Source organism: Paenibacillus sp. cl141a, assembly GCF_900109305.1.
GTDB classification, from domain to species: domain Bacteria; phylum Bacillota; class Bacilli; order Paenibacillales; family Paenibacillaceae; genus Paenibacillus_AQ; species Paenibacillus_AQ lautus_A.
The window spans coordinates 179,306-195,189 of the sequence record NZ_FNZO01000012.1 but is presented as its reverse complement, the minus strand read 5'-3'; the positions used below and the strand labels follow the sequence as shown (position 1 = coordinate 195,189).

Sequence of the window (15,884 nt, the reverse complement as noted above, 5' to 3'; positions counted from 1 at the left end):
CCCCTCGGAGATAATGTACAGTAATGTTTCTCCTTGGGAGGTTAGTCATCATGACGCGAAACAAAGTTGAAATTTGTGGTGTGGATACGTCAAAACTGCCTGTTCTGACGAACGTGGAAATGAGGGAGCTGTTTCATAATCTGCAGCAGAACAATGAACGGTCGGCCCGAGAAAAATTGGTGAACGGCAACCTGAGACTGGTGCTCAGCGTCATCCAAAGGTTCAACAATCGGGGAGAGTTCGTTGATGATCTGTTTCAGGTAGGCTGCATCGGATTGATGAAGGCCATCGACAATTTTGATTTATCGCAAAATGTTAAATTTTCCACTTATGCCGTACCGATGATTATCGGAGAAATACGTCGATATTTAAGGGACAATAACCCGATTCGCGTCTCCCGATCACTGCGCGATATTGCCTACAAGGCACTTCAGGTCCGGGATCAGCTGACCAATGCGAATTCGCGTGAACCAACGATTTTTGAAATTTCCGAAGCGCTGAATGTGCCCAAGGAAGACGTTGTTTTTGCACTCGATGCCATTCAAGATCCCGTTTCGCTGTTTGAGCCGATTTATCATGACGGTGGCGATCCGATATATGTGATGGATCAAATCAGTGATGACAAGAACAAGGATGTGTCCTGGATTGAGGAAATCGCTCTCCGGGAAGCGATGCACAAGCTCGGGCAGCGCGAAAAAATGATTCTGTCCATGCGGTTTTACGAAGGCAAAACCCAGATGGAAGTTGCCGATGAAATCGGTATCTCCCAAGCCCAAGTGTCGCGCCTGGAGAAGTCGGCGATCAAGCAGATGCAAAAGCACGTCAAAACTTAAGGAAGCCCAGCAATCAAACGAACAGACAACGATCCCGTTAATGGGGTCGTTTTTTTCGTTTTAGATAAGCTATTTTACCCAAGCGGATCATATATTGAACAGAGGGATGCGGATTGAACAGGGATGGACGGATAACCTTCAAATACATCTAAGGTGTGATGCTCATGATACCTGATAATCAAATGGTGGGGAAAAAGATGAAAATTTCCGATTTTCAAACAAAGGATGTTATTAATATCATCGACGGCAAGCGGCTCGGGCAAATCAGCGATTTGGAGCTGGATCTGCGGCAGGGCCGGATTGAAGCGATCGTGGTGCCGAGCTACGGCAAATTCATGGGGCTGTTCGGCGGCGGAAGCGATCTGATCATACCGTGGCGGAATATCGTCAAGATCGGCTCGGACGTGGTCCTTGTCAAAATGGAGGAACTGCGGAGAACGCCGGATGATCAGGAACCGGTGGAGTATCTGGATCGTCCTGACCGTCGTTCCTTCTAACCAAACGGCGGGTTCATATGTCTCCGGCGTATGTTTTCTGTTACACTGGTCATAGAGGTGAATGTTCATGGAACCGTTTGTTAGTCAAGATCGGCAGACACCGAGTCTGTTTGTGCTCGAAAAATGGGAAGGGAAGTCAGCGGCCGCACTCACGGCCGGGTTCACGGGCCGGCATGGCGGCGTGAGCCGGATACCCTACGACAGTTTGAATATGGCCTTTCATGTCGGAGACGAGCCGGGTGACATTGTCGAGAACCGGAAGCGGGTCGCCGCGGCGCTTGGCTTTTCTCTCGAAGACTTGACGTGCGGCGAGCAGGTGCACGGCGTCCGGATTGGCGTCGTTCATGATAAGGACAGGGGCAGAGGGAGCTTGGACCGGGCCTCGGCCTATCAAGATACGGATGGGCTCGTAACCGATGTTCCCGGCGTGCTGCTGACTTCCTTCTACGCGGACTGCGTGCCGCTGTATTTCTGGGACCCGGTCACGGGCGCCGTCGGTCTGGCCCACGCGGGCTGGAAGGGAACCGTGGGTGCCATAGCCGAACAAATGGCGGTCAGGATGTCTGCGGAATACGGAAGCTTGCCTCGGAACCTCCATGCAGCCATCGGTCCGTCGATCGGCGAATGCTGTTACGAGGTGGACGATCGGGTCATGGATCGTGTCCGCGAACTCGGAATTGAAGGATCCCCAGTCGATAAAGTTACAAATTCAGTTCTTTATATCGACAAGGGACACGGGAAATACATGCTGAACTTGAAAGAAATAAACAGACACATTATGATTAAAGCAGGAATATTGGCGGAACATATCGAATGTACATCATGGTGTACAAGCTGCAATCACGATCGGTTCTTCTCCTATCGCAAAGATGGAGGGACTACGGGTCGGATGGCGAGTTGGATCGGGATGAGAAAGAGGTGAGTCGTCCCTTGAGTTTGAAGGAACGTATCGATCAAGTGGAACAGCGAATAACGGAGGCTTGCGCAAGAAGCGGCAGGGACCGGAATGATGTGAACATGATTGCGGTCACGAAATATGTCTCCTTGGATATGACAGCTTCGGTACTGGATCACGGACTTTTGCATATCGGCGAGAACCGCTGGCAGGATGCCCAGGCGAAGTGGAATGCACTCGGCAGCCGCGGCACATGGCATTTCATCGGCCATCTTCAGACCAATAAGGTCCGGGATGTCATTGATAAATTTCAATATATTCATTCGCTCGACCGCTTGTCTTTGGCCCATGAGCTGGAGAAGCGGGCGGCTGCGCTGAATCTGCAGGTATCCGCCTTGATGCAGGTCAATATCTCGGGTGAGGAATCCAAGTACGGCTTGCCTCCCGAGCAAGCAGCCGAGTTTTTGAAGGAAATCAACAGTCTTTCGCACGTAAAGGTAACTGGACTCATGACCATGGCTCCATACGAATCGTCGGCGGAGCAGACGCGTCCTGTATTTCGTGGTTTAAGACAACTAAGAGATGAGCTGAACGAGCAGGCGCTTACGGCGGAGCCATTGACCGAATTGTCCATGGGCATGTCCAATGACTTTGAAGTTGCCATAGAGGAAGGGGCGACCTGGGTGCGTCTCGGCTCAATTTTAGTAGGGAAAGAGGAGGTTTGAGAATGGGCGTGATGAACCGGTTTATGAATTTCTTGGGACTGCAAGAGGAAGAAGAAGTTGTGGAACGCGAGGTTCTGGCCTCGCAGGAAGAGCCGGTGGAGGCAACGCCGTTTGATCATCGGAAAAACCAAAAGAGCGGCAATATCGTTAGCATTCATTCGCAGAAGAACGTTAAGGTTGTATTAGTCGAGCCTCGTTCATATGATGAAGCACAGGAGATTGCAGATCATCTGCGGTCATTCCGAACGGTTGTGGTCAACCTTCAGCGCGTGAGGAACGATCAGGCGCTGCGCATTATCGATTTTCTTAGCGGAACCGTTTATGCGCTTAGCGGCGGAATCTCGAAGGTGGGCGGGAACATCTTCCTATGCACGCCGGATACCGTTGAGATCCAAGGTTCGATCTCGGAGATTCTAGCAGACGAGCATGAATATAACAGAATGAGGTGATTTAGGCTTTGACCTACGAAATTTACAGTATCGTTGGAACGCTGTTCCAAATTTATTTTTACATGATCTTGGTCTACGTCTTAATGTCATGGCTTCCGAATGTGAGGGAAAGCTTTGTCGGGGAGCTGCTTGGCAAGCTGGTAGAGCCTTATCTGGCGCCTTTTCGCCGGTTCATTCCGCCGATTATGGGCATGATCGATATTTCCCCGATTATCGCGTTGTTCGTCCTACAGCTGGCACAGCGCGGCGTATACGCTATTCTCGGATATTTCCTGTAGCAGGAGAATGAATGATGAAACTGGACATCTACGATCATTTTCACAAGGACGAACGGGAATTTGTGGACCGGGCTTGGGAATGGGTGGTCAATGCCGGACAATATCATGAAACCAAGCTGACGGATTTCCTGGATCCCAGGCAGCGGTTCATTCTGGAATCACTCGTGAATCGTCATCCGGACGTGCATGCCGTGTTTGATGGCGGACATGCTGAGGCCGAACGCGTGCGGGCGATGATTGCCCCGGATTACCGGGCGCTTGAAGGCGAGGATCTGAAGATGAAGGTGCTCAGCATCTCTTCCGGAGATCAGAAGTTTCTGGAGCTGGAGCATGGCGATTATATGGGGTCGATATTGGGTCTGGGCATTAAGAGATCCAAGATCGGTGATATCCATGTGCTTGCGGACGGCTGCCATGCGGTCGTTGCCGACGATATCAGCGCCTTCCTGCATCTGAATCTAAGCCAGGTCCACCGGGTGCATGTCATGACGGATCTGCTGCCGCTGGACAAGCTTCAGGTGGCCCAAACGAATTTTGAGGCGATGGACATTACGGTATCTTCCATGAGACTGGACGGAATCGCCAGCGATGCCTACCGGATCAGCCGCACAAAAATCGTGGTTCCGATCAAGGCCGGCCGGTGCCGCGTCAACTGGAAAGTGGAAGAGGATCCCTCTACGAATTTAAAAGAAGGCGATGTCGTCTCCATCCAAGGATTTGGACGGTTTAAAGTACTGGAGACGGGCGGCCTGACGAAAAAAGGGCGGTACCGTATCAAGGTTGGGAAATATGCTTGACCTTTGAAGGAATTGCCGTTTTTTTGTCGAAACCATACAGGGAACATTCAAAATGACAATGGATTTGCCGATAAATCGTAAATGACCGCTATTGTCTTCACGGACGGGTGGTTTGGCTAACACAGCGGACGGACCGTCCTGTAAGGCCCATATATTTAGGAGGTGCACACCATGCCATTGACACCGCTTGATATACATAACAAGGAATTCGCCCGTCGAATTCGCGGTTATGATGAGGACGAGGTCAACGAGTTTTTGGATCAGATTATTAAGGATTATGAAAGTGTGATTCGGGAAAATAAAGAATTAGGCAACCAGCTAATGGCGATGCAAGAAAGACTGGATCATTTTTCGAATATTGAGGAAACCTTATCGAAGACCATCATTGTCGCCCAGGAGGCGGCGGATGAGCTGAAGAACAACGCGAAGAAGGAAGCTCAGCTGATCATTAAGGAATCCGAGAAGAACGCGGACCGGATCATTAACGATGCGCTCGGGAAATCCCGCAAAATCGCGCTGGAGGTTGAAGAGCTGAAGAAGCAGGCCTCCATTTACCGCACCCGTTTCCGCTCCTTGGTAGAGGCTCAGCTGGAGCTTCTGAAGCAGGAAGGCTGGGAGACGCTGGAGAACCGCGAACCGAGTCTGGAGCCGAAAGAGGTATACTAGGCGGGTATCCGGTTGACTTTTTTCGCGAAGTCGTCTATAACTAATAACATATTGTTGATTCATACCGTAATTCGTTGATGGGAATAGTACGCGAAGGATCTGTCCCCCAGAGAGCCGGCAGTTGCTGAAAGCCCGGCGTTCAGGCCTAGCAGAAGATCATCCCGGAGAAGTGAAGCTGAAGCGTGTAACCGCGTGCGTAAGCTAAGCCGTCTGCCGAACGTTATATCGGACCTTGCCTTACGAACAGGCATGGACATTGAGGTGTCGCTTGAGCAGGCTTCCATTAGAAGTCGGCCGGGCGAAATTAGGGTGGTAACGCGAGACAGGTTCTCGTCCCTTGGGGGATGGGGCCTTTTTTTATGTTCACAGAACATTTACGAAAAAGGGCGAGTTCAAAAAGGTCGGTTTTCAGCACCGAAGCTTATGCTTCCGATGTGCGTTTTTTCAAACGCTTCAGTTGGATGAAGCTAGGGGGTGAGGAGCGGAGCGTACGTAGTTTGTACGTGAGCACCGGAAGGCCCGGCTGGATTCAAGATTCGATCAAAATCGGACTTTTTGAACAACCTCGAAAAAGGTGAAAGGAAGATCGGTATGAACAGAGTAGACGTCAAGGAGAAGGCGCGGGCAAGAGAACTGCGCATCTTGAACAAATGGAACGAGGAGAACACGTTCAAGAAATCAATCGAGCTGCGGGCAGGCAAGCCGAATTATGTATTTTACGAAGGTCCGCCGACCGCGAACGGCGCGCCTCATATCGGGCACGTGCTCGGCCGCGTCATCAAGGATTTTGTGGGCCGCTATCAGACGATGAAGGGCTACCATGTCGTCCGGAAAGCGGGCTGGGATACGCACGGGCTTCCGGTAGAACTGGGCGTAGAGAAGCAGTTGGGCATCTCCGGCAAGCAGGAAATCGAGAATTACGGCGTGGAGGCCTTTATCAAAAAGTGTAAAGCCAGCGTATTTGAATATGAGCATAAATGGCGCGAGCTGACCGAAGCGATTGCGTATTGGACCGACCTGGATCATCCGTACATCACGCTTGAGAACAACTATATCGAGAGTGTATGGAACATTTTGGCGACGATTCATGACAAGGGCCTTCTGTACCGTGGCCACCGCGTAAGCCCATACTGCCCTTGCTGTCAGACGACACTGAGCTCCCACGAAGTGGCACAGGGTTACGAGGATGTTAAAGACCTGAGCGCAACGGCGAAGTTTAAGCTGCATGACAGCGGAGAGTATGTGCTGGCATGGACGACGACGCCTTGGACGCTGCCATCCCACGTGGCGCTCGCCGTGAATCCGGATATGGATTACGCCCGCGTCGAGCAGGAGGACGGCATCTATATCGTGGCTAAAAATCTGGTAGAGGATGTCATGAAAGGCGACTTTACCGTTCTATCGACGTTGAAAGGCTCCGAGCTGGTCGGCAAGACTTACGACCCTCCATTCCCTTATGTAAAAGCGGAAAAATCGAACATCGTTGTCGGCGCATCCTTTGTTACCGATGCCAGCGGTACGGGGATTGTACACATGGCTCCTGCGCACGGTGAAGACGACTACCGCGTATGCCGCGAGAATGGCATCAGCTTCGTGAGCGTCGTGAACGGCCAAGGGCGTTATACGGATGAAGTGACGGATTTTGCCGGACGCTTCGTCAAGGATTGCGATCTGGACATCGTGAAGGCATTGTCCGAAAAAGGACTTCTTTACAGCAAAGAGAAGTACGAGCACAGCTACCCGTTCTGCTGGCGCTGTAAATCCCCGCTGCTCTATTATGCGATGGAGAGCTGGTTTATCGAAACGACGGCGGTTAAGGATCAGCTGATCGCGAACAACAACGAGGTGACCTGGTATCCGGGCCATGTGCGCGAGGGACGCTTCGGCAAATTCCTTGAAGACCTGGTCGACTGGAATATCAGCCGGAACCGTTACTGGGGAACACCGCTTAACGTATGGGTCTGCGATTCTTGCGAAGGGCAGTTCTCGCCGCACAGCATTGCGGAGCTTCGGGATAATGCCGTAGGCGAGGTGGCAGAGGATCTGGAGCTGCACAAGCCATATGTGGATGAAGTGAAAGTGAAATGCCTGCATTGTGAAGGCGGCGTGATGGAACGAACCTCGGAAGTCATCGACGTATGGTTTGACAGCGGATCGATGCCGTATGCGCAATACCATTATCCATTCGAGGACAAGGAGCAGTTCGAGCAGCAGTATCCTGCCGATATGATCTGCGAAGGGATCGACCAGACGCGCGGATGGTTCTACAGCTTGCTCGCCGTATCGACGCTCTTCACGGGTAAAGCGCCTTATAAAGCGGTCATGGCCACGGGCCATATTCTCGATGAGAACGGACAGAAGATGTCCAAATCCAAGGGCAACGTCATCGATCCTTGGGAAATCATCGAGGAGTACGGCACGGATGCCTTCCGTTGGGCACTCCTGGCCGACAGTGCGCCATGGAACAGCAAACGCTTTTCGAAAGGAATCGTCGGCGAAGCCAAATCTAAGGTTGTCGATACGCTGGTGAACACCCATGCGTTCCTGACTTTGTATGCCGGCATTGACGGCTATGATCCAAAGGAGCATGACTTCAAGGGATCAGACCATAAGCTGGACCGCTGGATTCTATCCCGCCTGAACAGCTTGATACAAGTGGTGGATAAGGGACTGGCCGTCAATGATTTCCTGAACGCGGCCAAAGCCATCGAAGCTTATGTGGATGAGCTGAGCAACTGGTATATCCGCCGTTCGCGCGACCGTTTCTGGGGCAGCGGACTCGGGGAAGATAAGCTGGCGGCATACGGGACGCTTACTCACGTGCTGTTGACGCTCTCCAAGCTGATGGCTCCGTTCACGCCGATGCTGTCCGAAGATATCTTCGTTAACCTGGGCGGCGGGGAGAGCGTGCATCTGGCCGACTTCCCGCAAGCCGACGAAGCGTTGATCGACAAAGCGCTCGAGCAGGACATGGAGACGGCAAGACAGATCGTAGAGCTTGCGCGCAACGTCCGCAACGAGACAGGAATCAAGACGCGTCAGCCGCTGTCCGAGCTCATCGTATCCATGGATCGCGAGTTCGATCTCGCGGGGTATGAAGACATCATCAAGGATGAGATCAACGTCAAAGCGATTGAGGTGGAGACCAGCGACAGCGGGTTCGTTGATTTCACGCTCAAAATGAACCTGAAGGTTGCAGGCAAAAAATACGGTAAAAATATCGGCTTCCTGCAAGGTTTCCTGAAGGGAATGAGCAGTGACGAGACCCGCAAGGTGGTCCAATCGGGCGGCGTGAACGTAACTTCACCGGAAGGCGAAGAATTGCAGATCACGTCCGAAGAGCTGCTGGTAGAGAAGAAGGCGAAGGAAGGCTTTGCATCCGCTTCGGGTTACGGGTTAACCGTTGCGCTCAATACGGATATCACGCCGGAGCTGGAGCAGGAAGGCTGGGTTCGCGAAGTGGTGCGTGCCGTGCAGGATACGCGCAAGAAGCTGGACCTCCCGATCGAGAAGCGGGTCAATCTGACACTCGATACGGATGATGAGCTTCAAGCTGCGATCACCGCATTTGAAGATGTGCTGCGCGAAAATGTTCTGGTTAACGATTTGCAATACGGACAAAGCGAAGGCATGGAGCGGGTTGAGCTTGGCGGCAAAACCATTGGCATCCATATCGCCTGAAAATAGTTGATATTATTAAACCACCGCCATGAAAATGGCGGTGGTTTTTTTGCTGTCCCCAATAAGCACCGGCTTTGTTCGGAGGATTCCGTGCGAATGAGATGCTTCCAACAGATGCATAATAATCAGCGAATTCTCATGCATGATATGTAAGGTTTCAAGCACGAAGAAAGCGGATCCTGATCTGTTTTTTCCAGAGTCTGCCTAGTATAGTGGCAAGGGGGCGGTGAATATGGCAGAGAAGCCGGAAAATGCGTTATCAACCGAAAAGAATAAATCGCTTGTGGAAGCTGAGCGGGACCAATTGAGCGCCATACACCGCATGACCACGGACATCGCGCAGCAGCTGGAGAAGGCCCGGATCGCGGAATACACCCAGCTGTTGAACCGCCCCTGGAAATTGATATGGACCAATCTGCTGGCCGGGTCGGCACGCGGCGTGGGAATTGCGATCGGGTTTACTTTTTTTGCGGCAACCATCATATATGCCCTGCAGGCGCTTGGCGCGCTGAATTTGCCTATTATCGGCGATTACATTGCGGATATTGTCCGGATTGTTCAGCGGCAGCTTGAACTAACGTAATGGATTATGTAATGCCCGGCAGCCGCTGCAAGTCATATGCTGCCGGGTAAGACGCTTAATCAGCTGAATGCTTCATCATCCGGGTCGCCATTGGGGTCAAGGAGATAGCTTCCTTCGCCCCGGTTCAGGTAATCGACATATTGGGGACTGCGTACAATAAACACTTCCGAGCCATCGATATTGGTGGCAACGAAGTTTTCGTACACCTCCACAAATCCGCCTTGATCGTCGCCATTCTCGATATCCATTTCGTTATAGCTGTCCATTTCGTTGCCTTCCGCCAAAGCCGGGGAATTGGAGTTCCCCCAGCTCTCAACGATCTGCCAGGCGTCTTCGCCGTCAAATGCAGCATATTCATGCTCATCCATACTGGATTTTCCGAAAGCGGGAGCTAGAACGTCCTCCTCGACCGGACGGTCGCGGGACACGCGCTCCCGAGGCGTATGTTCTACGCAATATTGCGTATCCGGGATAACCTCCAGCCGCTCGTACGGAATGGGCTGGCCGCAGGTAAGGCACACGCCGTAACGGCCATGATGAATGGCTTCCAGCGAAAAAATAACCCGCTGCAGCTCTTGATCCACCCTGTCCTGAAGCGCGAGGTCTTTTCCTCTTTCAAACACCTCGGTTCCCACATCGCCAGGGTGATTATCAATATGGGACAGCTCGCCGGTCATATCTCGCTCCGATTCTCCCAGCCCGTGTTGGTCGTTATTGACCATGCGCCGTTCAAGTTCAACCTTTCGATCCATCAGCTTTTGTTGCAAATTATGAAGTTGCTCCTGAGTGAGATGCGACATGTCAGGCTCCTTTCATGGTCCCGAAGTTGACCTTCTTGGTTCATAGGTATAGAGTGCACCCATCGATAAGGTTTTACTGACGGAAAATGTTCTCGCCGCTGGGCAGGAATGGACGGTTTCTCAGCCGCTGTGCTACAATAAGACGAGTTACGGACCGATCGGCGAAGATGTTCGCCTGATTGGAGAAGACAAGAACGGAGTGACATAAACAAGTGGTATATTATTTGATTGCATTTGTTTTATTTCTTATCGATCAGGGAACCAAGTACTTGATTGCTACCAGACTCGAGCTTTATGAACAGATACCGGTCATCGGGGATTTCTTCCTGATCACGTCCAGCCGGAACCGGGGAGCCGCGTTCGGCATACTCCAGGACCAGTTATGGTTCTTCATCGTGGTGACACTAATCGTTGTGGGCGGAATCGTCTGGTACCTGCAGAAGGTATCGAAAGAAGGACGCAAGCTGCTGCCTACCGCGCTAGCGCTTGTACTGGGCGGGGCACTCGGGAACTTCATCGATCGATTGATAATGGGAGAGGTCGTCGATTTCCTCCAGTTTAATTTTGGCAGCTACACCTTCCCGATCTTCAATATTGCCGATTCTTGCATCGTGATCGGCGTGGGATTGATCATATTGGATACGCTTCTGGAAGGAAGACGCGAGAAGATGCAGACAACAAGTGAAGTTTCTGGCACAGAAGGGACTGAATGATGGTGCAAGACGGTAAGGATACAGATACGGATTGGACAGATGAGAACGGTCAGGAACCGGAAGCCAGCGAATGGACGGTGGATGCCGACGCTGCCAAAACCCGTATCGATAAATACATAACGGAGAATCTTGGGGAAGAAGTGTCGCGTTCCCAAGTGCAGTTATGGATTGCCGACGGACATGTGAGTGTGAACGATGGCCCGATCAAGTCCAATTACAAGGTGAGTCAGGGTGACCGCATCGTGCTGAAGATTCCAGAGCCATCGGCCGTCGAGATCATTCCCGAGGACATCCCGCTTGAGATCGCGTTTGAAGACGGGGACGTGATTGTCGTAAACAAGCCGAGGGGAATGGTTGTCCATCCGGCTCCGGGACATTCGTCCGGCACGCTGGTGAATGCATTGATGTTTCACTGCAAGGATTTATCGGGAATCAATGGAGAGCTTCGCCCCGGCATCGTCCATCGGATTGATAAGGATACGACGGGCCTGATCATGGCTGCGAAGAATGATAAAGCCCATGCTTCGCTGGCCGCCCAGTTGAAGGAGCACAGCGTGAACCGCCGTTATTTGGCGTTGGTGCACGGCAATATCACCCATGATCAGGGAACCATTGACGCACCGATCGGCCGGGACGCCCAGGATCGCAAACTGTATACCGTCACGGACCGGAACAGCAAACATGCGGTGACGCATTTTACCGTCGTGGAGCGGTTCGGGGATTACAGTCTCCTCGAGCTGAAGCTGGAGACGGGGCGAACCCATCAGATTCGAGTGCATATGAAATATATCGGGCATCCTCTCGTAGGGGATCCCGTTTACGGCAAGAGCAAGGGGATCAAATTAAACGGACAAGCGCTTCATGCGGCCGTATTGGGTTTTGTCCATCCTTCGACCGGAGAGTATAAGGAGTTTTCGGCACCGATGCCGAGCGATATGAATGAGCTGTTGACGATTTTAAGGGGCCGCTAGCGGCCCTTTTCGCATGTATAAGTATGGGGTCACACAAAGGACTTGGAGTAAGCATCGAAGCCGGGGCTCTATTTTGCTTGGGCTATTTTTCTTGCCTTCCAAACCATGGATATGGTATAGTGACGATAACTTTGATGAAGGAGGTGAGCAGGATGAATATCGAGATGGTCAACAACCGTATTAGCCAGCTGCCTATCGCTATGGCTGGCATTGTTCATGCATTTCTCAACAACGGGAGAGGTCTGTCCAATTTTAATGATACGAGTTGTACCATCGCGAGAAGTCACCTGCCTGCCTGCACGGATTAAGCCGATTTAAGGCTTACGATTCTTAAGGGTCCGCGGAGCTTGCTCTGTGGACCCTTTTTTGCGTTTGCAGTCCGGTTCTTCTCCCTAATTCATGCGCTCGAACAGAGTTTTGGTATTGTTCGCAGCATACAGGAGGAACCAAGAATGAACATGATCAATGTACAGAAACTGACGCAATACCACGGGGCCCAGCTGGTATTGGACGGGATATCGTTTGAAATACAGGAAGGCGAGAAGGTAGCGCTTATCGGCAGGAACGGAAGCGGCAAGTCCACGCTGATGCGCCTGCTTGCCGGATTGGATCAGCCGAACGAAGGGCAGCTTGCCATCAAGAAGGATACAAGAATCGGGTATGTGGAGCAGATTCCGAGCCACATGGATTCCTGGACGGTGCTGGATGTACTGTCCCATGGATTGATTCACTTGAAGGAATACCGCGCGGAGATGACGGAACTGGAGAAGAGAATGAGTGATCCGGGCATCGCCGGGAATGCAGAGCTGCTCGATCGTGTGCTGCGTCGTTACTCGGCGCTCCAGGAACGGTTTGAAACGGAAGGCGGTTATGAGCTGGAAGCCAGCATCGACAAAATCGCTACCGGGCTGCAAATACCCAAGAGCGAGTACGGACTGGCATTCGGCTCGTTGTCGGGAGGAGAGCAAACCCGCGTCGTGCTGGCATCGCAGCTGATCGTACAGCCGGATCTGCTCCTGCTCGATGAACCGACGAATCATCTGGATTTGGCTCGCACGGAATGGCTGGAGGAATTTTTGCGGGAATACCCGGGAACCTGCGTCATTATTTCTCACGACCGGTATTTTCTCGATCGGGTGGTGACCAAGACGATAGAGCTCGAGGACGGAGAGGCTTTCTCTGCCCAGGGTGGTTATACCGCATTCATGAAAGACAAGGAAGAACGGCTGCTGCAGCAGTTCGCCGATTACCAGGAGCAGCAGAAAGTGATCAAGAAGATGAAGGAATCCATCAAGCAGCTGGAGGAATTCGGCCGGATCGGCGGCAACGAGAAATTTTTTAAGCGGGCGGCTTCCATGCGGCGAGCGCTGGAACGGATGGAGAAGGTCAAGCGACCTGTGCTGGAACGAAGACAGGCTGATTTCGAGCTTCATCCTCAGGATCGTTCCGGCCGCCGCGTGGCATACTTTGAACAAGTTGAGGTTCGCTATGGGAATCAGGCGGTGTTGGGAGGGGCTTCCGGTCTTATCGAATTCGGCGAAAAAATTGCGCTGATGGGCCCGAACGGCAGCGGAAAAACGACGCTGTTCAAAGTGCTGGTGGGTGAGCTTCAGCCCGACTCCGGGTCCCTTGAATGGGGCGCGCGAGTCAACGTGGGTTATCTGGCACAGCAGGAGGAGCCGGAAAATCCGAAGGAAACTGTGCTCCAATATTTTCGGGAGAACGCCGGGGTTGAAGAGGGAGAGGCGCGCGGGATTTTGGCAAGATATCTGTTCTATGGCGGGGCTGTGTTCCGATCGGTGGGTCAGCTGTCAGGCGGTGAATGGACACGATTGAGGCTGGCGCTCCTTATCCATCAGAAGCCGAACCTGCTGCTCCTGGATGAACCTACGAACCATCTGGATATCGCTTCCCGGGAAGCCTTGGAGGATGCGCTGCAGGGGTATCATGGGACCGTTCTTGCCATTTCCCACGACCGGTATTTCGTAAACCAAGTGTCAGGCAAGGTGTGGGATTTGAACCAAGGAACGCTGACCGTCTATCATGGAAATTATGATGATTTCCGGACCAAGAAAGACCAGCTTGAAGCCGCATTGCAGGCAGGAGAACTCTCAGCTGGTGCGAAAGCCGTTTCTTTACCAAGGGGGACGACGCCGTCCAAAGCCAACGAAAAGCCCGGCCAGAAATTCGAACGCAACCATCCTGACCGCTCTGCCGAAGAAAGATCCAAATGGCTGGAAGAGGAGATCGCCCGTTTAGAGACCCGCATCCGGCAGCTGGACGGCTCGCTTGAAACGGAAGGATCGATAAGCGGCCATTCGGACATGTCGCTGCTCGAAGAGCGTTGGAACGAGCGGGAGTCGCTGGCAGCAAGCCGCGACGAGCTCTTAGCGGAATGGCTGGAGCTGTCTTAACCGACTTCGTGCAGGGAGGCCATGGCGTGTATCAGCTCCGACTCAACCTAAAAAGTACAAATCATCTGATATATAATGCATGGCTCCAGTCGTGATTTTCCTGCATATTTAGGATGTGTAACAAAGCTAGAGTAGGAGATGAATACAAATCATGAGCATGGATAAATATCAGGAGACGTACATTCAACAGAGCTTTGCCGATCGGATTGGCGGTGCTAATTACGGTAAAGATACGGCCATTTATAAATTCGAGAAGATCAAGAGAGCTAAGGCGGCTGCGAAGCAGGAGCATCCTGACACCGAATTGATCGATATGGGAGTAGGCGAGCCGGATGAGATGGCGGATGCAGGCATCGTGGCAAAGCTGGCGGAAGAGGCGGCGAAGCGGGAAAACCGCGGATATGCGGATAACGGAATTCCGGTGTTCAAGGAAGCGGCTGTTCGCTATTTGAACAACGTATTCGGCGTCGAAGGCATCGATGCGTCCACGGAAGTGCTGCACTCCATCGGCTCCAAGCCGGCGCTGGCCATGCTGCCGTCCTGTTTCATCAACCCGGGCGACATCACGATCATGACGGTTCCCGGATATCCTGTGCTTGGAACGCATACCAAGTATTTGGGCGGCGAAGTTTACAATGTGGAGCTGAAAAAAGAGAATGCATTTCTGCCGGATCTCGGCTCGATCCCTGAGGACATTGCCCGCCGTGCCAAACTGCTCTACCTGAACTATCCGAACAACCCGACGGGGGCCAGCGCAACGGCCGAATTCTTCGCCGAGGTTGTCGAGTGGGCCCGCAAATATGGCGTGGTGGTTGTCCATGACGCACCTTATGCTGCTCTCACCTACGATGGCTTGAAGCCGCTGAGCTTCCTATCCGTTCCTGGAGCGAAGGATGTCGGGGTAGAGCTTCACTCCCTGTCCAAATCCTATAACATGACGGGGTGGCGCATTGGCTTCATCGCCGGCAACCCGCTGGTGGTTAAAGCGTTTGGCGACGTGAAGGACAACAACGATTCCGGACAATTCATCGCCATCCAAAAGGCTGCCGCTTACGGTCTGGATCATCCGGAAATTACGGAGAAGATCGCCGAGAAGTATTCCCGCCGCCATAACCTGCTGGTCGACGTGCTGAACGGACTCGGTTTTACGGCGGAGAAGCCCAAAGGCTCCTTCTTCCTGTATGTGGAAGCTCCGAAAGGCGTGAAAGGCGGACGCCGTTTTGAATCCGGGGAAGACTTCTCCCAGTACCTGATTCGCGAGAAATTGATCTCCACCGTTCCTTGGGATGATGCAGGACACTTCGTTCGTTTCTCCGTTACCTTCATTGCCGACGGCGAGGAGGAAGAGAAACGCGTCATTTCCGAAATTCGCAGAAGACTCAGCGATGTGGAATTTGAGTTCTAATTAAAGGCTATGAACGTGCTTGGAACGCGACAACGTTCGACATGATTGCTGTTGACATCTCTTGTAGGGTCTGTCATAATGGGATCAATCGAATAGCACCTTTAAATCAGTCCCGTGAGGCTGGCAAGGTAACGTGAACCGAGGTTCATTAACAGGAGGCATGGCTCTGTCTGCGGA

General features: G+C 52.4%; 16 protein-coding genes. 15 read left to right on the top strand and 1 reads right to left on the bottom strand.

Annotated features, from left to right (window positions below; genetic code table 11):
- Positions 1–50: 50 nt before the first annotated feature.
- The 10 genes from sigG (at position 51) to BMX45_RS25955 (ending at position 9,404) form a co-directional block, all read left to right on the top strand.
- Positions 51–833 (top strand): RNA polymerase sporulation sigma factor SigG, encoded by a 783-nt coding sequence (gene sigG, locus BMX45_RS26000; RefSeq protein WP_006209087.1) that lies wholly within the window; start codon positions 51–53, stop codon positions 831–833.
- A gap of 197 nt (positions 834–1,030) precedes the next feature.
- Positions 1,031–1,330, top strand: coding sequence for a YlmC/YmxH family sporulation protein (locus tag BMX45_RS25995; protein WP_139083843.1), 300 nt, complete (start codon positions 1,031–1,033; stop codon positions 1,328–1,330).
- A 67-nt stretch (positions 1,331–1,397) separates the two neighbouring features.
- Positions 1,398–2,252 (top strand): peptidoglycan editing factor PgeF, encoded by an 855-nt coding sequence (gene pgeF, locus BMX45_RS25990; RefSeq protein WP_090913087.1) that lies wholly within the window; start codon positions 1,398–1,400, stop codon positions 2,250–2,252.
- Between the two features lie 8 nt (positions 2,253–2,260).
- Positions 2,261–2,950 (top strand): YggS family pyridoxal phosphate-dependent enzyme, encoded by a 690-nt coding sequence (locus BMX45_RS25985; protein ID WP_090913085.1) that lies wholly within the window; start codon positions 2,261–2,263, stop codon positions 2,948–2,950.
- 2 nt (positions 2,951–2,952) lie between these two features.
- The gene (locus BMX45_RS25980) at positions 2,953–3,399 is read left to right on the top strand and encodes a cell division protein SepF (protein ID WP_009589651.1); all 447 of its coding nucleotides are present in this window, start codon (positions 2,953–2,955) and stop codon (positions 3,397–3,399) included.
- Positions 3,400–3,407: 8 nt separating this feature from the next.
- A complete protein-coding gene (locus tag BMX45_RS25975; protein ID WP_090913083.1) occupies positions 3,408–3,677 on the top strand; it encodes a YggT family protein in 270 nt (89 codons plus the stop codon).
- Positions 3,678–3,688: 11 nt separating this feature from the next.
- Positions 3,689–4,474 (top strand): YlmH family RNA-binding protein, encoded by a 786-nt coding sequence (locus BMX45_RS25970; RefSeq protein ID WP_090913081.1) that lies wholly within the window; start codon positions 3,689–3,691, stop codon positions 4,472–4,474.
- Positions 4,475–4,645: 171 nt separating this feature from the next.
- A complete protein-coding gene (locus tag BMX45_RS25965) occupies positions 4,646–5,140 on the top strand; it encodes a DivIVA domain-containing protein (protein ID WP_090913079.1) in 495 nt (164 codons plus the stop codon).
- Positions 5,141–5,731: 591 nt separating this feature from the next.
- The gene (gene ileS, locus BMX45_RS25960) at positions 5,732–8,821 is read left to right on the top strand and encodes an isoleucine--tRNA ligase (RefSeq protein WP_090913077.1); all 3,090 of its coding nucleotides are present in this window, start codon (positions 5,732–5,734) and stop codon (positions 8,819–8,821) included.
- Positions 8,822–9,053: 232 nt separating this feature from the next.
- Complete coding sequence (locus BMX45_RS25955) at positions 9,054–9,404, top strand: DUF5665 domain-containing protein (RefSeq protein ID WP_009589626.1); 351 nt, start codon at positions 9,054–9,056, stop codon at positions 9,402–9,404.
- 59 nt (positions 9,405–9,463) lie between these two features.
- Here BMX45_RS25955 and BMX45_RS25950 read toward each other — a convergent pair whose 3' ends face one another.
- A complete protein-coding gene (locus tag BMX45_RS25950) occupies positions 9,464–10,204 on the bottom strand; it encodes a TraR/DksA C4-type zinc finger protein (protein ID WP_090913075.1) in 741 nt (246 codons plus the stop codon).
- A 212-nt stretch (positions 10,205–10,416) separates the two neighbouring features.
- Between BMX45_RS25950 and lspA the strand changes: the two genes are divergently transcribed.
- From lspA to BMX45_RS25930, 5 genes are all read left to right on the top strand, one after another.
- On the top strand, positions 10,417–10,917 hold the full coding sequence (gene lspA / locus BMX45_RS25945) for a signal peptidase II (RefSeq protein ID WP_015734248.1): 501 nt from the start codon (positions 10,417–10,419) through the stop codon (positions 10,915–10,917).
- Positions 10,917–11,888, top strand: a complete 972-nt coding sequence (locus BMX45_RS25940) for an RluA family pseudouridine synthase (protein ID WP_090913073.1) — start codon at positions 10,917–10,919, stop codon at positions 11,886–11,888. Before lspA ends, BMX45_RS25940 begins: the two co-directional genes overlap by 1 nt.
- 152 nt (positions 11,889–12,040) lie before the next feature.
- Positions 12,041–12,196 (top strand): RAxF-45 family protein, encoded by a 156-nt coding sequence (locus BMX45_RS31470; RefSeq protein WP_009589583.1) that lies wholly within the window; start codon positions 12,041–12,043, stop codon positions 12,194–12,196.
- A gap of 144 nt (positions 12,197–12,340) precedes the next feature.
- Positions 12,341–14,302, top strand: a complete 1,962-nt coding sequence (locus BMX45_RS25935; RefSeq protein WP_090913071.1) for an ABC-F family ATP-binding cassette domain-containing protein — start codon at positions 12,341–12,343, stop codon at positions 14,300–14,302.
- 151 nt (positions 14,303–14,453) lie between these two features.
- On the top strand, positions 14,454–15,707 hold the full coding sequence (locus BMX45_RS25930; RefSeq protein WP_090913069.1) for an LL-diaminopimelate aminotransferase: 1,254 nt from the start codon (positions 14,454–14,456) through the stop codon (positions 15,705–15,707).
- Positions 15,708–15,884: the final 177 nt, after the last annotated feature.

Excerpts from the sequence above, each read along its gene's own strand:
- sigG (WP_006209087.1), top strand. The coding sequence starts at position 51 with ATGACGCGAAACAAAGTTGAAATTTGTGGTGTGGATACGTCAAAACTG.
- BMX45_RS25995 (WP_139083843.1), top strand. The coding sequence starts at position 1,031 with ATGAAAATTTCCGATTTTCAAACAAAGGATGTTATTAATATCATCGAC.
- pgeF (WP_090913087.1), top strand. The coding sequence starts at position 1,398 with ATGGAACCGTTTGTTAGTCAAGATCGGCAGACACCGAGTCTGTTTGTG.
- BMX45_RS25980 (WP_009589651.1), top strand. The coding sequence starts at position 2,953 with ATGGGCGTGATGAACCGGTTTATGAATTTCTTGGGACTGCAAGAGGAA.
- BMX45_RS25970 (WP_090913081.1), top strand. The coding sequence starts at position 3,689 with ATGATGAAACTGGACATCTACGATCATTTTCACAAGGACGAACGGGAA.
- BMX45_RS25965 (WP_090913079.1), top strand. The coding sequence starts at position 4,646 with ATGCCATTGACACCGCTTGATATACATAACAAGGAATTCGCCCGTCGA.
- ileS (WP_090913077.1), top strand. The coding sequence starts at position 5,732 with ATGAACAGAGTAGACGTCAAGGAGAAGGCGCGGGCAAGAGAACTGCGC.
- BMX45_RS25955 (WP_009589626.1), top strand. The coding sequence starts at position 9,054 with ATGGCAGAGAAGCCGGAAAATGCGTTATCAACCGAAAAGAATAAATCG.
- BMX45_RS25950 (WP_090913075.1), bottom strand. The coding sequence starts at position 10,204 with ATGTCGCATCTCACTCAGGAGCAACTTCATAATTTGCAACAAAAGCTG.
- BMX45_RS25940 (WP_090913073.1), top strand. The coding sequence starts at position 10,917 with ATGGTGCAAGACGGTAAGGATACAGATACGGATTGGACAGATGAGAAC.
- BMX45_RS31470 (WP_009589583.1), top strand. The coding sequence starts at position 12,041 with ATGAATATCGAGATGGTCAACAACCGTATTAGCCAGCTGCCTATCGCT.
- BMX45_RS25935 (WP_090913071.1), top strand. The coding sequence starts at position 12,341 with ATGAACATGATCAATGTACAGAAACTGACGCAATACCACGGGGCCCAG.
- BMX45_RS25930 (WP_090913069.1), top strand. The coding sequence starts at position 14,454 with ATGAGCATGGATAAATATCAGGAGACGTACATTCAACAGAGCTTTGCC.